Annotated in this window: 12 protein-coding genes; 5 read left to right on the top strand and 7 right to left on the bottom strand. The window is 67.4% G+C overall.

Going from position 1 to position 17,701, the window contains the following annotated elements:
- Positions 1 to 115: 115 nt before the first annotated feature.
- Positions 116 to 853 (top strand): FadR/GntR family transcriptional regulator, encoded by a 738-nt coding sequence (locus tag AB0B91_RS36575; protein WP_358329661.1) that lies wholly within the window; start codon positions 116 to 118, stop codon positions 851 to 853.
- A 322-nt stretch (positions 854 to 1,175) separates the two neighbouring features.
- A complete protein-coding gene (locus AB0B91_RS36570) occupies positions 1,176 to 2,624 on the top strand; it encodes an arabinofuranosidase catalytic domain-containing protein (protein ID WP_358329659.1) in 1,449 nt (482 codons plus the stop codon).
- Between the two features lie 54 nt (positions 2,625 to 2,678).
- Here the strand turns inward: AB0B91_RS36570 and AB0B91_RS36565 are convergent, their stop codons facing one another.
- The 4 genes from AB0B91_RS36565 to AB0B91_RS36550 all read right to left on the bottom strand — a co-directional run bounded on the left by AB0B91_RS36565 (position 2,679) and on the right by AB0B91_RS36550 (position 6,930).
- Positions 2,679 to 3,842, bottom strand: a complete 1,164-nt coding sequence (locus AB0B91_RS36565; RefSeq protein ID WP_358329656.1) for a mandelate racemase/muconate lactonizing enzyme family protein — start codon at positions 3,840 to 3,842, stop codon at positions 2,679 to 2,681.
- A 1-nt stretch (position 3,843) separates the two neighbouring features.
- The gene (locus AB0B91_RS36560) at positions 3,844 to 4,671 is read right to left on the bottom strand and encodes a carbohydrate ABC transporter permease (protein WP_358329653.1); all 828 of its coding nucleotides are present in this window, start codon (positions 4,669 to 4,671) and stop codon (positions 3,844 to 3,846) included.
- Positions 4,671 to 5,474: a sugar ABC transporter permease gene (locus AB0B91_RS36555; RefSeq protein ID WP_358329650.1), complete on the bottom strand. Its 804-nt coding sequence runs from the start codon at positions 5,472 to 5,474 to the stop codon at positions 4,671 to 4,673. Before AB0B91_RS36555 ends, AB0B91_RS36560 begins: the two co-directional genes overlap by 1 nt.
- 175 nt (positions 5,475 to 5,649) lie before the next feature.
- Positions 5,650 to 6,930: an extracellular solute-binding protein gene (locus AB0B91_RS36550; RefSeq protein WP_358329648.1), complete on the bottom strand. Its 1,281-nt coding sequence runs from the start codon at positions 6,928 to 6,930 to the stop codon at positions 5,650 to 5,652.
- A gap of 139 nt (positions 6,931 to 7,069) precedes the next feature.
- On the opposite strand from AB0B91_RS36550, the gene AB0B91_RS36545 reads away from it, so the two are divergent.
- From AB0B91_RS36545 to AB0B91_RS36535, 3 genes are all read left to right on the top strand, one after another.
- On the top strand, positions 7,070 to 7,840 hold the full coding sequence (locus AB0B91_RS36545; protein ID WP_358329645.1) for a FadR/GntR family transcriptional regulator: 771 nt from the start codon (positions 7,070 to 7,072) through the stop codon (positions 7,838 to 7,840).
- A 355-nt stretch (positions 7,841 to 8,195) separates the two neighbouring features.
- Positions 8,196 to 9,557 carry a ricin-type beta-trefoil lectin domain protein gene (locus AB0B91_RS36540; protein ID WP_358329642.1) on the top strand — a complete coding sequence of 454 codons (1,362 nt, stop codon included), beginning with the start codon at positions 8,196 to 8,198 and terminating at the stop codon, positions 9,555 to 9,557.
- 178 nt (positions 9,558 to 9,735) lie between these two features.
- Positions 9,736 to 12,558, top strand: coding sequence for a glycoside hydrolase N-terminal domain-containing protein (locus tag AB0B91_RS36535; protein WP_358329639.1), 2,823 nt, complete (start codon positions 9,736 to 9,738; stop codon positions 12,556 to 12,558).
- Between the two features lie 84 nt (positions 12,559 to 12,642).
- Here AB0B91_RS36535 and AB0B91_RS36530 read toward each other — a convergent pair whose 3' ends face one another.
- The 3 genes from AB0B91_RS36530 to AB0B91_RS36520 form a co-directional block, all read right to left on the bottom strand.
- Positions 12,643 to 14,073: an endo-1,4-beta-xylanase gene (locus tag AB0B91_RS36530; protein WP_358329636.1), complete on the bottom strand. Its 1,431-nt coding sequence runs from the start codon at positions 14,071 to 14,073 to the stop codon at positions 12,643 to 12,645.
- 312 nt (positions 14,074 to 14,385) lie between these two features.
- The gene (locus tag AB0B91_RS36525; RefSeq protein ID WP_358329633.1) at positions 14,386 to 15,966 is read right to left on the bottom strand and encodes a lectin; all 1,581 of its coding nucleotides are present in this window, start codon (positions 15,964 to 15,966) and stop codon (positions 14,386 to 14,388) included.
- Between the two features lie 59 nt (positions 15,967 to 16,025).
- Positions 16,026 to 17,228: a lectin gene (locus AB0B91_RS36520; protein WP_358329630.1), complete on the bottom strand. Its 1,203-nt coding sequence runs from the start codon at positions 17,226 to 17,228 to the stop codon at positions 16,026 to 16,028.
- Positions 17,229 to 17,701 lie beyond the last annotated feature (473 nt).

The following is a 17,701-nucleotide window of genomic DNA, read 5'->3' as shown; positions in this document are numbered from 1 at the left end:
GCCAATCGTCCTCGTATGAACCGTTCATATGTGTCGTACTAATCGGCACTACGTCTGAGCTGGGGAGGCACTCACATCAGTCATACTTTGCAGAGAACGGCGAGGAGGAAGCACGGTGACCGACACCCCGCGCGAAAGCGGATACCGGCCGGGCTACGAGGTGGCTGCCGAGCAGGTACTCGAATACATCGTCCGGCTCGGCCTGCGGCCGGGCGACCGCATGCCGACCGAGATCGAGCTGGCCCGGCAACTGGGCACCAGTCGCACCGTGGTACGCGAGGCCGTGAAGATACTCTCCGCGCTCGGCCGGGTACGCGCCCAGAAGGGCCGCGGCCTGTACGTGGCCGACGACGAGGGGATGTTCGGCACCGGGCGCTGGGCCTCCTTCTTCCTCCCGACCGACCTCGACCACGTCTACATGCTGTTCGAGTTCCGGCGGGCACAGGAGATGGAGACCAGCAGGCTCGCCGCCCGCCGCGCCACCCCCGCGGAGCTCAGGGCCATCGAGGAGGCGGCCGGCGTGTGCCGCCACGGCTTCGAGACCGGACAAGAAGACCTGTTCAACAAGGGCGACGACACCTTTCACACCGCCATCGCCACGGCCGCGCACAACATGTTCCTCCAGGTGGCGGTGCGGGAGTCCCGCAGGCTGCAGGCGCAGTCCAACCTCATCGGGCTGCGCGGCTCGGTAGGCGGCCACGCCGCCAAGGCCGTCGAGGAGCACGAGGCCATCTACCAGGCCATCCGCGCCGGCGACCCGGAAACGGCCGCCCAGGCCGCGGCCACGCACATCGACAACACCCTCGACGACTACCGGAGAGAGATCCAGCAGCGCCTCTTCTCCTCCCAGTGATCCGCCCCTCCGAACCGGTTCGCCCAGCGGGAATTGACGGGACCTGATCAGCCGGGCCCACGGCGGATGAACGTTTCATCGAGCCCGGCCACGAGCGTCGCCGATGAGCGCCGCCAGGCAGGGAGCCGGACAGGACGGAGCCTTGACAGGCCGTCCGCGCGTCGTATGTGCTTCGTTGGCGAATCGATTCGCACCTCTCCCAGCGCGGCTGTCTCCGTCTCGTCCTACCTCAAGGAGTACGACAATGCAGCCTTCATCCGTTCCCTTATCGAGCCGTGTGCGGCGTGGGTGGCGTTCTCGGGCGGCCGTCGTCGCAGCCGTGGTGGCGGCGCTGGCAACGCTCCTGGCCACCGCCCTGACCTGGTCGGCACCGGCCTCGGCAGCGACCACGCCGCTGGTGGGCGTAGGCTCCGGGCGTTGCCTGGACGTCAGCGCCTCGCAGGCGAATGGCGCGCAGGCGCAGATCTGGGACTGCAACGGCCAGTCCAACCAGCAGTGGACCGCCACCAGCTCCGATGAGCTGCGGATTTACGGCACCAAGTGCCTGGACGTTTACGGCGCCGGCACCACCGACGGCACCAGCGTGATCATCTGGGACTGCAATGGCCAGAACAACCAGAAGTGGCGCCTCAACGCCGACGGCAGCATGACCGCCGTCGGCGCGAACAAGTGCCTGGATGTCAGCGGTGCCGGCACCGCCAACGGCACCAAGGTGCAGATCTGGACATGCCACGGCGGCACCAACCAGAAATGGACCACCGGAGCCGGGCCCACCCCGACGCCGACCCCGACCCCGCAGCCGCCCGGCGCGCGCCCGTGCGACATCTACGCCTCCGGCGGCACGCCGTGCGTGGCCGCGCACAGCACGACACGGGCGCTCTACGGCTCCTACAACGGCAACCTGTACCAGGTCAGGCGCTCATCCGACAACACGACCAGGAACATCGGCGTGCCGACCGCGGGCGGTGTCGCCGACGCCGCGGCCCAGGACTCGTTCTGCACCGGCACCACGTGCGTCATGACCGTCGTGTACGACCAGTCCGGGCGGGGCAACGACCTGTGGTACCAGGGATCCAGCGTGGTCCCCGGCTCCCCCCAGAGCAGGCCCGCGATCGCGACCACCGAGTCGCTCACCGTCGGCGGCGGCAAGGCGTACTCGCTCTACATCAACCCCGGCAACAGCTACTGGCGGGACGGCCACCTGACCGGCGTGCCCACGGGGACCGCGCCCGAGGGCATGTACATGGTGACCAGCGGCACCCACGTCAACGGCGGCTGCTGCTTCGACTACGGCAACAGTGAGACGACCAGGAAGGCCGACGCCGCCGGCGCCATGGACGCCATCAACTTCAGCACCCAGTGCTGGTTCGGCGGCTGCTCCGGGACCGGCCCCTGGGTCCAGGCCGACCTCGAATGGGGGCTCTATCCCGGCGGCAGCCAGTCCTGGAACCCCAACCAGCGGGCGCTTCCCCACAAGTTCGTCACCGCCACGCTGAAGAACAACGGCACCAGCCGGTTCGCCATCAAGGGCAGCAACGCGCAGTCCGGCAGCCTGTACACCCTTTACGACGGTCCGCTGCCCAACGGCTACAGCCCGATGAAGAAGCAGGGGGCCATCATCTTGGGCAGCGGCGGCGACTGCTGCAAGCCCGACGGCGGCGCCAACCTCAGCGCCGGAACCTTCTACGAAGGAGCCATGACCGCCGGCTATCCCACCGACGCCACCGAGAACGCCGTCCAGACCAACATCATCGCCGCCGGCTACCGCTGACCCAGTCTCACGAACCTTCGGACGAGGCCGGGCACTCGGCGAGGGGGCATGACGCTAGGTCTGATGGACACCGCCGGTGACCTCCAGCAGCCGTCGTCCGGCGTGCTCCGGCCGGATGTTGGGGCCCGCTGCGGCCCTTGCGTCCGGCCGGCGGGTGAACGCGTTGATCGCGTTCTCGTCGATCGTGATGCCGAGACCCGGCGCGTCTCCGAGGATGAAGGCGCCGTCCTCGACGTGCAGGTCGAGCGACATCCCGACCGGCGGGTGCAGATCCTGCAGCTCGCTGGCCAGGTGGTTCGGCACCGACGTCGCGGCGTGCAGCAGCGCGACCGGCGTGTTGCCGATCGGGCTGACCGGCAGGTCATGGGCGTGCGCCAGGGCGGACACCCGGAGGAAGTGGGACACTCCCCAGACCACGGCCGTCTGGACGATGTCGACGGCCCCCGCGGCCAGCAGCGGACGGAACTGCTCGAGCCCGGTGAGGTTCTCCCCCGTGGCGACGGAGGCGCGGATCCCGCGACCGACCACGGCCAGGCCTTCGGAGTCCCACCGCCGGACCGGCTCTTCGATCCACGTGAGATCCAGGGTGCGTTCGAGTTCGCAGACGTGCCGGACCGCCTGCTTGCGGGTCCAGGCCTCGTTCACATCGAGCATCAGGCCCGGCCGCGATCCGTGCCCGGCCTTGGTCAGGACGTCCCGTACCAGCGTCAGGCGGTGCCGGTCGCGTTCGATGTCGAGGCCACCCTTGAGCTTGGCCGCGCGCAGACCGTGCTCGGCGTAGACCTGGTAGACCGAGACGAGTTCGTCGTCGGTCAGGCCGATGTCGAGGCCCGAGGCGTAGGCGGGCACCCGCCGGTCGCGTCCCCCGAGCAGCCGCCAGAGCGGTTCGCCGGCCGCCTGTGCCTTGATGTCCCACAGGGCGGTGTCGAACGCGCCGATCGTACCGAACACGGCGCCGGCGTGGCCCGCCTTGAACGTCTGCCGCAGCATGCGGTCGTAGAGTGCCGTCACCCCGCGCGGATCCTCGCCCTCGATCGCGGCGAAGACAGCCGCGATCTCGACGTGCGGCCCGAGGCCGATGCCGGTGATCCCCTCGTCGGTGTCCACCATGACGAGCGGCACCGAGACGACTCCGTCGGCGAAGACGCCGTTGGCGTCACCGACGGGACGGCCCCATTCCTGGACCGTCGTCGTGGTCCGATACCCCGTGATCCGCATGTCAGCCTTTCGTGGAACCGGCGGTGACGCCGTCGGCGATCTGCCGCTGGAGGAACAGATAGATCATCAGCACGGGTACCGCGGCGATCAGGACCCCCGAGGCGAAGGTGGGGATGTCGTCGGAATACTGTCCGCGCAGCGCGTTGACCCCGATCATGAGGGTGCGATGCTCGGGCGACGGCATCATGAGCAGGGAGATGAGCACGTCGTTCCAGCAGAACAAGGCGTCGAGAATGCCGACCGACAGCAGCGCCGGAACGCCCAGCGGCAGCATGATCCGCCGGTACACGCCGTACACCGTGTTCCCGTCGATCCTGGCCGCGTCGACGATCTCCACCGGAATGGTCCTGTAGTGGCTCGTCATCAGGAAGACGGTGAAGGGCAGGAACTGCGCGACGTAGGCCAGGATCAGCCCCGGGTAGGTGTCGATGAGCCCGCTGTCGGCCATGACCCTGGTGAGCGGCACCATGATCACCTGGAAGGGGATGAACAGCCCCGCGAGACAGCCAAGGAAGATCACCGAGGATCCGCGGAAGCGCAGTTGGCTCAGCGCGAAGCCCGCCATCGACCCCAACAGCAGCAGCAGGGCCACGGCGAATGCCACCACGATGAACGAGTTGACGAAGTACCGTGCCATTCCGGCGCTGGCCCACGCCTCGGCGATGTTGTCCCAGCGCAGGGAACCCGCCGGGGAGAATCGGTCGAGGATGTAGTCGCGCCGGGTCTTCATCGCGACGTTGACGGTGAACACGAGAGGATAGATCGTCGCCAGCGCGAGAACGGCCATCGGAACGGCGGCCATCCACCTGGCCAGACGCATGCCGCGCATCAGTCCTGCCTTCCCGCGCGGCGGAGCAGAGTGATCTGCAGGAGTCCCACTACAAGCATGACGACGAAGAGGACTGTCGAGGCGGCCGAGGCGAGCGCCGGGCGGTTCATCTGTCCCTGTTGGTGCCAGATGTAGTACTCCGGCAGATAGGTCGACCCCTCCGGGCCCCCGCTGGTCATGATGAAGAGCAGGCCGAACATGGACGTCAGCATCCCGATCATCGTGGTCACAAAGACGAACTGAATGGTGCGCGTCAGGCTCGGGATGATCACGTGCCAGATGATCTGGCGGAGCGACGCGCCGTCCACGCGTGCGGCGTCCAGCAGCGAGGCGTCCAGGGTGCTGAATCCGGCGAGGAACACCACCAAGGCCATTCCGAACGTCGCCCATATGTGCACGCCGACAACGGTGAACATAGCGACGCGCGGATCGCCGAGCCAGTCGACCGGGCCAACGCCGATCGCCCCGAGGGTGGCGTTCAAGGGGCCATCGAATCCGAGCAGGAGGTTGAAGATCGCGCCGACGATCACCGGTGAGAGCACAGCCGGGAAGAAATAGACGCTGCGGTAGACCCGGTGCCCTGGAACGCGCAGGTAGATGAAGGTCGCGAGCAGACCCGGAATCGCCACCGCCACGGGAAGCAGCAGCACCAGCAGCCCGACGTTGCCCAGCGCGGTGTGGAACAACGGGTCTCCGAGCAGTTCCAGGTAGTTACTCACGCCGACCGTGGTCCCATTGAGCTCGCCGTCACCCGTGAAGGAGAAGTTGACGCCGAGAACCAGCGGCCACAGCCGCAGCACCACGATGATCAGTACGGCCGGGGCCACCAGAACATAGGGCGCGAGGCGCTCCGCGCGCGCCCCACGGGCGGTCGCGTGGACGCCCCCGCGGTGTCCACGCTGCTTCACCATGTCCCCACCGGCGCGCCCGGATCCGGCCGGGCGGACCGACGGCGACAAATCTCCGATCGGCACGCGGTCAGCTCGCCCGGTCGGAGGCGGCCAGCTGCTTCACAGCCTTGTCCACGGTGGTCGACCCGCTCAGGAGTTGCTGGGACAGTCTTCCCATCAGGTCCAAGGTCTTGGAGGACAGCGCGACGTGCAAGGCAGGCTTGCCGGTCTTGATCTCGGACACGATCGAGGCGACGGCCGGGCCGGCTTGCGAGACGTCGATCGTTGTGTCGGACGCGATCGCGCCGGCCTTGGAGTAGAACGCGGTCAAGGCGTCGGTCGAGGTCAGGGATCGCACCAGATCGGCGGCCAGCTTCGGATCCTTCGTCCACTTCGCGACCGCGTAGCCGATGCCGCCGTCGTACGGAAGGCTCGGGGTGGCTCCGTCGGTGACGACGGGGGCCGGCATGACGCCGATCTTGTCGGGCGGCAGGAACTCGCCGAAATCCTTCCAGTGCCCGATGTCCGACATCAGCCCGATGATGTGAGCGGCCTTACCGGTCTCGAAGACTCTGAAGATGTCGGTGAACATCGCGGTGGAGTTGGCACCGTCGTTGTTCAGCCCTTTGTCGCCGGCGTCCTTCCACAGCTCGAAGATCCGCCTCACATGAGGAGAGGTCCAGTCGCGCTTCCCGGCGATCCAGTTGTCGTACTCATGAGGCGTCAGGACGCCGGATCCGAGGCCCGACATGAAGAACTGGATTCCGAAGCCTTCCTTGTTGCCCAGCGCGAAGCACGCGGCCCCGGTCGCCTTCTTGATGGCGGCGCAGCCGCTGACCAACTCGTCCCAGGTCTTGGGCGGGTTCGCCGCGTCGAGACCGGCCTTCTCATAGAGCGTCTTGTTGTAGTAGATCGGGTGGCCCTGCAGGGTCACCGGCGCGGCGTAGGTCTTGCCGTCCTTGCTGAAGGCCTCCCAGCCCGCCAACCGGCTCTTGTCCTCGCTCACGTACGGGTCCAGCGGTAGGAGCGCGTTCACCCGGTCGCGGATCTGGCCGCCCCCGTTGAAGAGCATGACGTCGGGCCCCTTGCTGGACTGAATGGCCGTGCCGAGCAAGGTGTAGTACTGGTCGAAGGGCTGGGCGACGAACTCGACGGTGACGCCGGGATGCCGCTTGGCGAAGTCGGCCTTGGCCTTCTCGATGTAGGCGGCGGCCGTCGGTTCGCCGGACTTCCAGTCCCACACCACCAGCTTGCGCAGCTTGGGCTGCGACTCTCCGCCGGACGGAGAATCCGTCCGCGCCGCGCTCCCGCAGCCGGCCACGGCCAGCCCCGCGGCCAGCAGGACCGACCATAACGCTCGCTGCTTCATAGCTGTTCGCCCTCCGAGAGCGGCCGACGAACCCGGCCGTCTTGGGCCGAAACATAATTCGTATGACGTATTACGGTCAAGAGGGGACATGTACACTGATGCGGTCGCGCTGTCCTTGCCAGGTCACCGGAGGGGAGACATGACGGCACCGCAGGAAACGGGCAGCGCTGTCCCGGCACCACCGGCCTGGGCCCAGCGTCCGGCCAGTCTCGCCAGAGCGGTGACCGCCGAGCTGGTGGAGCGCATCGTTCGCGGCGTGCACCCGCCGGGGACGCCGCTGCCCACCGAGCCCGCGCTGTGCGAAGCCTTCTCCGTGAGCCGCACCGTCGTCCGGGAAGCGGTGAAAGTCCTGCAGGAGAAGGGACTGGTACGAGTCCGTCAGGGCTCCGGCACCATGGTGACCCCTCCGGTGATGTGGGACATGCTCGACGAGCTCGTCCTCGCCGCGGCCATCGCCGCGGACGACAGCCTGGCGATCCTCGACGACCTCGTCGTCACGCGGCGCGTGCTGGAGTCCGACATGGCCAACGTCGCCGCCCGCCTGGCCGGGCCGGACACCATCGAGCAGCTGCGCGCACTGGTGGATCGGATGGACGAGCTCGTGGCCGACCCGGTCACGTACGCCGAAAGCGACCGCGCCTTCCACGACACGATCATGCGGGCGTCGGGAAACCGCATCGCCCGTGGCGTCGTACGGGCGATGGAAGGCCAGGTCATCAACACCGCCCGGTACATGGGCCGGACCGAGCGGGCCCTGTGCGTGGCGTCGAACCTCGGCCACCGCCGCGTCTACGAACGCATCGCCGCCCACGATCCCGCGGGCGCCGCCGAGGCGATGTTCCAGCACATCACCGAGGCCTGGATCGTCCGCCGCAGCGGAACGGCCGATCCCGTACGGCTACAGCGTTAGCACGAGTACATCCCGCGAGACCGGGCGCGCGGAACGATTCGATTGACCGCCGTGAAAGTTTCATCGCGACGCGTCAGTGGCGGCCACGGCCGCTTCTCCTGGTCAGGCGCCGAAGCGACGGGGCCATCTCAGGCGCGGGCGCTCAACGTCGAGAAGGCCGATCCTTGACAGGTCTTGTCACGGTCATATTTGCTCCGCTGCACCATCGCCTCCAGCCGCCAGGAAGAAAGGAGATCCCATTACGGCGGCGTTGAGTGAGCGCTAACACTCCACCGCCCTCACTCCCGGAAAAGGTGGTAGAAGTGGCTTCCCTTTTACGTTGTCCCCCCAAAAAAAAGGGAAAGGAATTTGCGTGATGTCGAGGCTTAGATACCTCTTCACCGCTATTGCTTCCGCAGTACTGCTCGTCGTCCTGGCCACGGTGCATACGGCGCTGGGCGACAGCACTCCCCCGCCCCTCGCACAACAGAGCGCTCTCGCGGGCAGCGCTGGATGCGGCAAGAGCCCGACGCTGAGAAGCGGTCCGCAGTCGATTACCACCAGCGGAAAAAATCGTAGCTATATCCTGAGAATTCCTGACAACTACAACAACGCCACCCCCTACCGGTTAATCTTCGGATTCCACTGGAATGGCGGCACCGCCAACGATGTCGACGGGGGCGGAACCAGCGGGTACCCCTGGTCCTACTACGGGCTCCGGGCATTGTCGAACAACACCGCGATCTTCGTCTCGCCTCAGGGCTTCAACAACGGCTGGGCCAACTCCGGCGGTGAGGACATCACCTTCGTCGACGACATGATCCGCCGGATCGAAGCCGACCTCTGTGTCGACACCTCCCAGCGCTTCGCCATGGGCTTCAGCTACGGCGGCGGCATGAGCTACTCGCTCGCGTGCACCAGGGCGACGGTCTTCCGCGCCGTGGCGGTCTACTCCGGCGGGCAGCTCAGCGGGTGCAGCGGCGGCAACCAGCCCATCGCGTACATCGGGCTGCACGGCCTCAGGGATCCGGTGCTCAACATCTCCACGGGCCGGTCGCTACGTGACAGGTTCGTCAGGAACAACGGCTGCACCCCCCAGAACCCGCCGGAGCCGGCGCAAGGGAGCCTTACGCACATCGTCACCAACTACTCGGGGTGCCGGGCCGGGTATCCGGTCGCATGGGCGGCGTTCGACGCCGGCCATACCCCCGGTCCCGTGGACGGGAAGCCCGGCGACTTGGAGCCCGGCGAGAAGTCCTGGACCAGGCCAGTGGTGTGGAACTTCTTCGCGCAGTTCGGAGGCAGCGACCCGAATCCGACGCCGACGCCGACGCCCACGGTTGATCCGCCGACGACAGGCGCGTTCAAGGGTGTGGGGTCGGGGCGGTGCCTGGACGTCAGCGGAGCCTCGCAGGCCAACGGCGCGCAGGCGCAGATCTGGGACTGCAACGGGCAGTCCAACCAGCAGTGGGCCTCCACCGGTTCCGGTGAGCTGCGGGTCTACGGCGGCAAGTGCCTGGACGTGAACGGGGCCGGGACGACGGACGGCACCGCGGTGATCATCTGGGACTGCAACGGGCAGAACAACCAGAAGTGGCGCCTCAACGCCGACGGGAGCATCACGGCGATGGGGGCGAACAAGTGCCTGGACGTGTCCGGGTACGGCACCGCCAACGGCACCAGGGTGCAGATCTGGACCTGCACCGGCGCCACCAACCAGCAATGGACCCGCGTCTGACAGCCCGTGACAGCTGACCACGCGCCATCGCCGGGACGAGTCATCGCCCCGGCGATGGCCACGAGCACGCAGGCACGTACACGGTGCAGGGCTCGTGCTCGTACCCAACGGAGGCCGACCGCCCGCGAAACCCCCATGGGCATGGAGAACCGAGATGACTGATTTATCGCGAAGGCAAGTGCTGAGATTCGGCGCGGCTGGAGCCGGAGCCGCGCTGTTGCCGTTGCCATGGACGGCCACGGCCCGAGCCGCGTCGGTGGCGCCTGCGGAGGTGCGCGCCGCGAACGATCTGGCGCTCTGGTACGACAAGAGCGCCGGCTCGGAGTGGCTGCGTGCGCTTCCGATCGGAAACGGTCGCCTGGGCGCCATGGTGTTCGGCAACGTCGACACCGAGCGGCTGCAGCTGAACGAGGACACCATCTGGGCCGGTGGGCCGTATGACCAGAGCAACACGAAGGGCGCGGCGGCGCTGGGGCAGATCCGGCAGCTGGTCTTCCAGAACCAGTGGAGCCAGGCCCAGAGCCTCGTCGACCAGAACATGCTGGGCAACCCTTCGGCTCAGCTGGCCTACCAGCCCGTGGGCGATCTACGGCTCACTTTCGGCAGCGCCGCCGGGGTTTCGGAGTACAACCGTTTCCTGGACCTCATCACGGCCACCACGACGGTGACGTACCTGCAGAACGGCGTGCGGTACCGGCGCGAGGTGCTCGCGAGCGCGCCGGACCAGGTGATCGCGATCCGGCTGACCGCCGACAGGCCCGGCTCGATCACGTTCTCCGCGACGTTCGGTAGCCCGCAGCGGACGACACGCTCCAGCCCGGACGGCACGACGGCGGCGCTCGACGGCGTCTCCGGCGACCAGAGGGGCCTGGTCGGCAAGGTCAGGTTCCTGGCACTGGCCCGGGCCGTCGCCGAAGGCGGCAGTGTCAGCAGCTCCGGCGGCACACTGCAGGTAAGGTCCGCCAACAGCGTGACGGTGCTGATCTCCATCGGCTCCAGTTACGTGAACTACAAGGACGTCAGCGGCGACTATCAGGGCATCGCCCGGCGCCATCTCGACGCCGCCGCCGGCCGGACCTACGACGACCTGCGTGGCCGGCACGTCGCCGACTACCAGCGGCTGTTCGGGCGCACGACGCTCGACCTCGGCCGCACCGCGGCGGCCGACCAGCCGACCGACGTCCGGATCGCGCAGCACGCCAACAGCAACGACCCGCAGTTCTCGGCGCTGCTGTTCCAGTACGGCCGTTACCTGCTGATCTCTTCCTCGCGTCCCGGCACCCAGCCCGCCAACCTGCAGGGCATCTGGAACGACTCCCTGACCCCGTCCTGGGATTCGAAGTACACCCTCAACGCCAACCTGCCCATGAACTACTGGCCGACCGACACGACCAACCTGTCGGAGTGCTACGAGCCGGTGTTCAGGATGATCAACGACCTCACGGTCAGCGGCGCCCGGACGGCCCGGGTGCAGTACAACGCCGGCGGCTGGGTGACCCATCACAACACCGACGGCTGGCGGGCATCGTCGGTCGTCGACTTCGCCGCGGCGGGCATGTGGCAGACCGGCGGCGCGTGGCTGGCCACCATGATCTGGGATCACTACCTGTTCACCGGCGACCTCGATTTCCTGCGGCAGTACTACCCGGCCATGAAGGGGGCCGCGCAGTTCTTCCTGGAGACCCTCGTGCAGGAGCCGAGCCTGGGTTACCTGGTCACGAACCCGTCGAACTCCCCCGAACTCAACCACCACTCGGGCGTCAGCATCTGCGCCGGACCCACGATGGACAACCAGATCCTGCGGGACCTGTTCAACGGCTGCGCCAAGGCGAGCGAACTCCTGGGCACGGACGCGAGCTTCCGGGCACAGGTCCTGGCCGCCCGGGACCGGCTCGCGCCGATGAAGGTGGGCTCGCGCGGCAACATCCAGGAGTGGCTGTACGACTGGGTCGAGACCGAGCAGAACCACCGGCACATCTCCCACCTCTACGGCCTGCACCCCAGCAACCAGATCACCAAGCGCGGCACCCCCGCGCTGTACACCGCCACGCGGCGGACCCTCGAACTGCGCGGTGACGACGGTACGGGCTGGTCGCTCGCGTGGAAGATCAACTACTGGGCGCGGATGGAGGAGGGCACGCGGGCGCACGACCTGATCCGCTCCCTCGTGACGACGGCCCGGCTCGCGCCGAACATGTTCGACCTGCACCCGCCGTTCCAGATCGACGGCAACTTCGGCGCGACGTCCGGCGTCGCCGAGATGCTGCTGCAGAGCCACAACGGCGAGCTGCACGTGCTGCCGGCGCTGCCGGCGGCCTGGCCGAGCGGGAAGGTCCAGGGTCTTCGGGGGCGCGGCGGCTACACCGTGGACGCGACGTGGAGCTCCGGCGGGGCCACCGAGATCCTCATCAGGTTCGACCGCGACGGGACGGTCAACGTGCGCGGCCGGATGTTCGCCGGGACCTACCAGGTGGTCGACACCACGACCGGCGACACCGTCAGCGTCACCAAACCCGAGAACGACGTCATCAGATTGACCGGCCAGGCCGCTCGTACGTACCGCATGACCGGGTCCGGCCCCGCGCCGGCGAGCTACGTGCGGATCACCAACGCGACCACCGGCCTGGCGCTGGACAGTGGCGGGAATGTCGCCTCCGGGGCGAACCTCAAGCAGTGGAACTGGGACGGCAGCACCAACCTGCAGTGGCAGCTCGTGGACCTGGGCGGCGGGTGGTACCGCATCGTCAACCGTGCCAACGGCATGGTCGCCGACAGCTGGGGCAACACCGCCAACGGAGCCAACGCCAGGCAGGCGGCGTGGGACAGCGGCAACAACCAGCAGTGGCGCCTCAACAGCACGGGCAACAGCCGCTACCAGATCATCAACCGCGCCACCGGCACGGCCCTCGACGGCATGGGCAACAACACAGCCGGCTCCACCGTGGCCATGTGGACGCCGAACAACAGCACCAACAACCAATGGACCATCACGGGCGCGTGAACCCGACGACGCTCGCAGACCTTCGCGCGCTTCGCCGCAACCGGCCACCGGTTGCGGCGAAGCCATGGGCCTACCGACCCGGCGTCAGGACCGGTTCCACGTCCATTTCTGGTTGTTGCCGCCCGAGCAGTCGTACAGCTGGATCTGGGTGCCGTTGCCGCTGCCCGCGCCGATGGCGTCCAAGCAGCGTCCGGATTGCACACCGACGATGCTCCCGTCGGAGTTGACGCGCCACTTCTGGTTGTCGCCACCCCAGCAGCTGTAGATCTGCACCTTCGCGCCGTTCCCGGTGCCGGCGGCATCCAGGCACTTGTTGCCGTACACCTTGACCTCACCCGCGGAGGTCGAGCTCCACTGCTGGTTGGACTGGCCGTTGCAGTCCCACAACTGCACCTGAGTGCCATCCGTGCTCGAGGCGTTGGGCACGTCCAGGCACCGACCGGAGGCCACCCCCTTGATCTGACCATTGTCGCCGGGCGGCGTCGGGGTCGGCGTGGGCGTGGGCGTGGGGCCGGGGTTGGCGGCGTTGAGGGCGTTGAGGACCGCGTCGTAGGCGGGCTTCTTGTTGGCGCCATTGAACAGCAGCGGGCTGGCGTTGGCGCCGAGCCAGGAGTCCTGGTCGCGCACCCCCCACACCGTGATGCCGGCGCAACGGGCCACCGCCAGGCAGTCGTTCACCACGGCGGCGTAGGTCTGCGGAGAGGCGCCCTGGATGTCCAGCTCGGTGATCTGCACGTCCACCCCGAGGGCGGCGAAGCTGGAGATGGTGGTGCGGTAGTTGCTGTTGTACGGGCTGCCGCTGTTGAAGTGGGACTGCAGGCCCACGCAGTCGATCGGCACGCCACGCTGCTTGAAGTCGCGGACCATGTTGTAGACGCCCTGCGTCTTGGCCCAGGACCAGTTGTCGATGTTGTAGTCGTTGTAGCAGAGCTTGGCGGCCGGGTCGGCGGCGCGCGCGGTGCGGAACGCCACCTCGATCCAGTCGTTGCCGGTGCGCTGCAGGTTGGAGTCGCGCCGCCCGCCTCCGCTGTCGGCGTAGGCTTCGTTGACCACGTCCCAGGCGTAGATCTTGCCCTTGTAGTGGGCCATGACACCGTTGATGTGGTCGATCATCGCCTGGCGCAGGCTGCCGCCCGACAGCGACTGCATCCAGCCGGGCTGCTGGGAGTGCCAGGCCAGCGTGTGCCCGCGCACCCGCTTGCCGTTCTGCACGGCCCAGTTGTAGATGCGGTCGCCGTTGCCGAAGTTGAACTGGCCCCGGTTCGGCTCGGTGGCGTCGATCTTCATCTCGTTCTCGGCCGTCACCATGGTGAACTCGCGGTTGGCGATCGTGGTGTACTGCGAGTCGCCGAGCCTGCCCGCGCTGATGGCGGCGCCGAAGTAACGCCCGCTCTGCGCGGCGGCCGCGCCGAGCGTACTCGCCGCGGCATCCGCTGGTAGCGGCGCCGTCAGCGCCGTGATCAGGCCGAGTGCGCCGAGAGCACCGACGATCAGGGACCAGCGTAAGCCGTTCAAGGGCCGCCTGGTTCCAGGCGAGGGTATGGCGTTTGCGCCCATGCCTGAGCCTCCATGTCTGAGATACGGAAACGGGATCGACGCCGCGCCCACCACCAAGGCGCCGCTTGGTGACTCAGTGTGGAAATACTCCCGAAACATTGTCAAGACGGATATAAAAGTTTCGGACACATTTGACCGCCTACTCCGGTGCTACAGGGCCTCAGCCACCCATGATGCACACCGAAACTTTCGCCCGTTCCTGCCGCAGAGGACGGTAAGCCCTGAAAGTTTCATACCTTTGCCCCGATCACGCGTCGATGGTGCGCCAGGTCAGCTGCGGGTCCAGCGCTGGTTGGCGCCACCGCCGCAGGACCAGATCTGGAGTTTGGTGCCGTTGGCGGTGGCGTTGTTCGGCACGTCAAGGCACTTGTTCGCGCCGACGGCGGTGATGGTGCCGTCGGAGTTCATGCGCCACCGCTGGTTGTCCTGGCCGTTGCAGTCCCAGATGATGACACTGGTGCCGTCGGCGGTGCCCCGGTTGTACACATCCAGACACTTGCCGCCGTAGACCCGCAGCTCACCGCTCGCGGTCGCCGTCCACTGCTGGTTGGCCTGACCGTTGCAGTCCCAGATCTGCGCCTGCGCGCCGTTGGCCTGCGAGGCGCCGGAGACATCAAGACACCTGCCCGACCCCACACCCCTGATCGAGCCCGTGGGCGGAGGCGTGACGATGCCCCCTCCGGTCACGACGTACATGGCCGCCCCGTGTCCGGGGACCGACGCGCTGATCGTCCCGGACGAGGAGGACGTCGTGTGCGCCCACAGGTCGCGCACCGAGTAAGAGGACGCGGACCCCAGCCCCAGGGCGGAGGCGGTGGTGGAGACCGTCGAAGTGGAGGTGCCCCGGTTGAGCAGCACGACCGCGACCGAGCCGTTCGACATCGGCTTGCGCCAGACCTCCAGGTTGCCGTTGTCGCTGATCTTGTTGCCCTGCCTGCCACCCCAGTCCTGGTTGACCGCGATGACCTCGGTGTTGGTGAGGATCGTGCGCGTATCGGCGCTCATCGTACGGATGTCGTTTCCGGTGATGAGCGGCGCGTTCAGCAGCGACCACAGGCTGAAGTGCGCGCGACCCTCGGTCCCCGTCACCCCGCCGACGCCCACCTCCAGCATGTCCGGATCGTTCCACCCGCCGGGGCCCGAGTACGCGTCGAGCCCAACCTGCTGGTCCAGGATGCCCATGATCGAGTTCCAGTTCGCCGCGATGTCGCCGGTGTTGCGCCAGGAGTTGCCCACCGGCATCCCCCACGTCCACACGCTCTCCTGCCCCCAGTTGCACAGGCTGTACACGATCGGACGCCCGGTGGCGGCCAGCGCGTCCCGCATGGCCGTGTACCGCTGCTGCCCGTTCAGGCCCCGGTGGTCACCGCAGTTGTCGTACTTCAGGTAGTCGATTCCCCAGGACGCCCACAGGGCCGCGTCCCGCCGCTCGTTGCCCAGGCTGGCCGGGTACCCCGCGCACGTCGTGGTTCCGGCCGAGGAGTAGATGCCGAGCTTGAGCCCCTTGGAGTGGACGTAGTCGGCCAGGGCCTTGATGCCGTTGGGGAACTTCTGCGGATCCGGCACCAGGTCACCGTTGGAGTTGCGGTTCTTGGTGGACCAGCAGTCGTCGATGTTGACGTAGGTGTAGCCCGCCGACGCCATGCCGCTGGAGACCATGGCGTCAGCCGTCTGACGGATCAGCGAGTCGTTGACGTTGCAGCCGAAGCTGTTCCAGTCGTTCCAGCCCATCTGGGGCGTGCGGGCCAGGCCGTTGTCCAGCGCGGCGGCCGGCGACGTCTCACTGCCGATCGCGACAACGGAGCCGGCTGCGAGTACCGCCGCCATTGCTAAGCCAAGGATTCTGCGCATCTGATTCCTCTACCTACCGGGGTTTCGGGGAGATCTCCGGGCGATCCACCGGGGGGACGTCATGCGTTGAGGCGAGTCCAGCGCTGGTTGGCGCCACCGCCGCAGGACCAGATCTGGAGTTTGACGCCGTTGGCGGTGGAGTAGTTCGGCACGTCAAGGCACTTGTTCGCGCCGACGGCGGTGATGGTGCCGTCTGCGTTGAGGCGCCACTTCTGGTTGTTCTGGCCGTTGCAGTCCCAGATGATCACGGCGGTGCCGTCCGCCGTCCCGGCCCCGTTCACATCCAGACACTTGCCGCCATAGACCCGCAGCTCACCGCTCGCGGTCGCCGTCCACTGCTGGTTGGCCTGACCGTTGCAGTCCCAGATCTGCGCCTGCGCGCCGTTCGCCTGCGAGGCGCCGGAGACATCAAGACACCTGCCCGACCCCACACCCCTGATCGCACCCGCACCAGGGGTTCCGCTCCCCGGCTGGCCGATGCTGCCCGGTACCGACTGAAGCGCCTCGTGCCAGGCGGCGGCCATCTTGTCGTAGCCGCCCGCCGTGGGGTGGATGCCGTCGATCAGGTCGGAGGTGGTCAACTTGCTGTGCATGTCGACCAGGTGGACACGTTTGCCGGTGTTCACCTTGCTCTGGACGATGCCGGGGATCGCCGCGTTGAAGGTGCGGGCGGCCGACTCCTGGCCGGAGTTGGACAGCGGGATGATGGTGGCGACGAAGACGTCCGCGTTGGGCATGGCTGTGGTGATGTGGTCGATCAGCGTGGACACCCGTTGCGGGGCACCGGCCACGTTGTAGTTCTGCAGGACATCGTTGGTGCCGATGTGCAGCAGCACCGCGCGCGGTGTGTACGTACGCAGCCAGCCGGTGATGTTCGCGTCGATCTGGTCGATCCGCCACCCGGGATGGCCCTCATGATCGTGGTCGCCCAGGCTGCCCGGCCCGTTGAACTGCGACCCGACAAGGTCGACCGTGTAGCGGCCGGCGGCCAGGCGCTGCCACAGCCCGATCCGGTATCCGCCGGGCACCTGCGTACCCTCGGTGATCGAGTCGCCCAGCGGCATGACCCGGACCCCGCCGTTGGATTCGGCGCCGACGACACCGGCCCCCGCCACCACCAAGGCCACGGCCATCAGCGCGACGGCGCACCATCGTCCCCACGTACGCGTGCTCAACCCCTCACGGCGGTCAGGGGGCAGGTCGAATCGTGTAGCAATGTATGCGCTGACGTACTTGCGCTCCGGCCCGCCTGTTGTGGACACGGGGACCTCCTTCGGTAAGAATCGGCGACTTGGGATCGTGCTCGGTGGTTGCCGTAACGGACCCACGGTGGGGACGCTCGGGTGCTGCCTGATTCGGCATGCCGGCGGAGGCTCCCGATCTAGTTGTTAGCGCTAACATCGCTTTGGCTCAAACCGGTGCTCCTTCCAGACAGGCCAGCTGAGGTGGTGGTGTGGCGGAGCAAACATGACGCGGGAAGATCCGTCAAGGGCCCGCTCTCGTCCATCGCGGTTCCGCCGCGCGCCGAAGTGGCCTGATCAGAGCTGACCGGGCGCGGTCGCACAGTCGCGGCCGGCGAGGTGATGAAACGTTCATCCGGCGGCCGTGTGGCATGACCAGGACGCACCAGCGCACCGGCCTCCTGAGTGCGACCATCCCATCGAACCGATTCGTCAATGGTCTTGACATGTTTCGTAGCCGTTTCCACACTGAGTCCGCAAGGCGGTGGTGAACG

It is taken from the genome of Nonomuraea sp. NPDC049141 (assembly GCF_040648415.1).
In the GTDB taxonomy this organism is placed as follows: Bacteria; Actinomycetota; Actinomycetes; order Streptosporangiales; family Streptosporangiaceae; genus Nonomuraea.
The sequence above is the reverse complement of the archived record's forward strand: the minus strand, read 5'-3'. Positions and strand labels throughout refer to the sequence as shown.

Excerpts from the sequence above, each read along its gene's own strand:
- AB0B91_RS36525 (WP_358329633.1), bottom strand. The coding sequence starts at position 15,966 with ATGCGCAGAATCCTTGGCTTAGCAATGGCGGCGGTACTCGCAGCCGGC.
- AB0B91_RS36550 (WP_358329648.1), bottom strand. The coding sequence starts at position 6,930 with ATGAAGCAGCGAGCGTTATGGTCGGTCCTGCTGGCCGCGGGGCTGGCC.
- AB0B91_RS36560 (WP_358329653.1), bottom strand. The coding sequence starts at position 4,671 with ATGCGCGGCATGCGTCTGGCCAGGTGGATGGCCGCCGTTCCGATGGCC.
- AB0B91_RS36545 (WP_358329645.1), top strand. The coding sequence starts at position 7,070 with ATGACGGCACCGCAGGAAACGGGCAGCGCTGTCCCGGCACCACCGGCC.
- AB0B91_RS36540 (WP_358329642.1), top strand. The coding sequence starts at position 8,196 with ATGTCGAGGCTTAGATACCTCTTCACCGCTATTGCTTCCGCAGTACTG.
- AB0B91_RS36565 (WP_358329656.1), bottom strand. The coding sequence starts at position 3,842 with ATGCGGATCACGGGGTATCGGACCACGACGACGGTCCAGGAATGGGGC.